The sequence below is a fragment of the Bacteroidota bacterium genome, from assembly GCA_018692315.1.
GTDB lineage: Bacteria > Bacteroidota > Bacteroidia > Bacteroidales > JABHKC01 > JABHKC01.
On the sequence record JABHKC010000097.1, the window covers coordinates 1 to 2356 of the forward strand.

The window sequence follows — 2356 nt, forward strand, 5'->3', positions numbered from 1 at the left end:
ACATTTTTCATATGACTAAGTTTTTAATTAACATTTATATTTTTTGTGTTATTGTCATCATTTTCAACAAATCATTCCAAAATAATCATATTTTTTGTGTCAACAAAATCAGGGCAAGTCATTTTATAAAAATATGTTCCTGGATTGTAATTTTTTGAATTGAATTTTATTGAATGCTCACCGATTGAGTATGTTTTTGATACAAGAGTTTGAATTTTTTCACCCAGAATATTATAAATTGAAATTTCAACTTCAGTTTGTTTTGGGATGTAGAACGAAATTTCTGTTGTTTCTACAAAAGGATTTGGTTTGTTTTGGTGGAGAATAAATTGTTTTTGTAAATCATTTGCAGCAACATACGAGAGGTCAAGGTCATATATTGAGAAATCATCAAAAGCAAATCCATCATAATAATAATACAAAGATGTTAATGATGTTGATATTACAAAGCGAAATTTTACAATAGGTTCTCCTGATAAATATTCTAATAAATGACTTGCATTTAACCAATCATATAAATAACCACTAGCATTCCATGCTCCGATATTCGCCCCAAACAAATCTAAACCTGAGCAGGTTATGTTATACCAATTTCCTGTATCACCAATTGCTCCAACATATTGCCAGCTTGCTCCATCATCAATTGATGATTGTAAAGCAACACCATCGTTCAAATAAACTTCTATCCAATAATTAAATTCAATTGTCGGATGCAATAAATTTGTAAAATCGAAACAAGGACTTTCAACAAAAGAATTTTCAAAATAACAATAATTAGCTAAATTTGTTGCCCAAACATTTGTTCCTGATGTTGCAGAATTAATAAATAGCCCATTTGGTTGGCCACATTCCCAACTTGATTGCTCTGAACCTTTCTTCCAATATCCATTGTCGTTTTCAAAATCTGTAAAATATGGAAATTTATCTATTTTTGTTCCTGAAAAAATTGAAGTAAATAAGCTATCATTAGTATTTATAGTATCATTTTGAAATTCTGTCCAGGCTACAATCTCATATGCTCCTGGAGTAGAAAAATCAAAATTGTTAGAAATTTGAATTTCCAGCTCTGTGTTGGATAAAATCGTGTTGTTTACAAGTATTGAATCAATCGGGTTTTGAGATATGCTAAAGTAAATATAGAAATTTGAAAAAGCTTGGGAGCCAAAATTTCTGATAGAAAGTATAATTGATTCGTTGGATAACAAGCCACAGTTTATTTCAGTAGGATAATCTAATTTTGTCACCCCAATATCTATAAGGGCACTTGGCTTAAACTTATATTCATAGTATCCCATATCAGGTGCTGAACCCAAATATTCGCTCGAGTCTAAATCTAATATTGTGTCTCCATTGTAAACATAAAAATCTATTCCTGCATCAATGCAGGGTGAGTTCCACAAAAGTTCATAATTCAAGTTTTGATAACTTGTGTAAGGAATAGTTTGAATAGGATTAACAAAATATGGATCGGTTTGAATATTTCCTTGTGAGAAAATGTTGTTTTGTTGATTAAGATAACCAATGGCTGAATATGCCATATTGGCATCGCCTTCTATATCATAATGAATTGGATTAGTAGGATTGATTATGGTATCTAAAACAAAATTTTCATAAATTATTGAATTTAAAACAGTAACTCCTGCAGAATTAAAAACTACTGCAGGTTCATGATTGTAGTTGAAATTATTAGCTATAGTATTATTTATTAAATGTCCTTCAGAATATGAAATATATAATCCACAAGAATTGTTGTGTCCTTCATTGTTGGTAAATAGACAATTCGTAAAATCAATATTCGAGTAACTTATACCTGCACCACTACAATTAGAATTGCCTATATTTGCAACTATTTCAACATTTGTCATTTTCAAATTTGCATTATTAACAGTGACTCCCCCAATTCCTAACAATCCTAAATTCTCAAATATTCTTGTATTCGAAATTGAAAAACTATCTGAATTTTCAATAAAAATACCACCTACATATTGTGATATATTATTTTGAATAATCGAATTGTTAATTTCAAATTTGGAATTATTACTATATAGTCCACCCCCATACTTCCCAGCTTCATTATTAATAATTGAGACATTATTCACAATGAAATTGGAATTAGTGGCCATTATTCCTCCACCATTTACTCCAATTGAATTTGAATTGTATAAGTTACTAGAAGAATTGTCTGATAATATGACATTTTTTAATATCACATTTGATTCTAACCTGATTAATTCATAAACTTTTTTTTCATAAACGTTTCTACAATTTTCATGCTCAAATATATTAACATTGATGAGTTTTAGTTAATTTTTTTATTCAATTTTAAATTTTACCGAATTTTATTTTGAATGATTCT

General features: G+C 28.8%; 1 protein-coding gene. It reads right to left on the bottom strand.

What is annotated here, in order from left to right; all coding sequences use genetic code 11:
* Positions 1 to 71 precede the first annotated feature (71 nt).
* The gene (locus HN894_07975; GenBank protein ID MBT7143261.1) at positions 72 to 2210 is read right to left on the bottom strand and encodes a T9SS type A sorting domain-containing protein; all 2139 of its coding nucleotides are present in this window, start codon (positions 2208 to 2210) and stop codon (positions 72 to 74) included.
* Positions 2211 to 2356 lie beyond the last annotated feature (146 nt).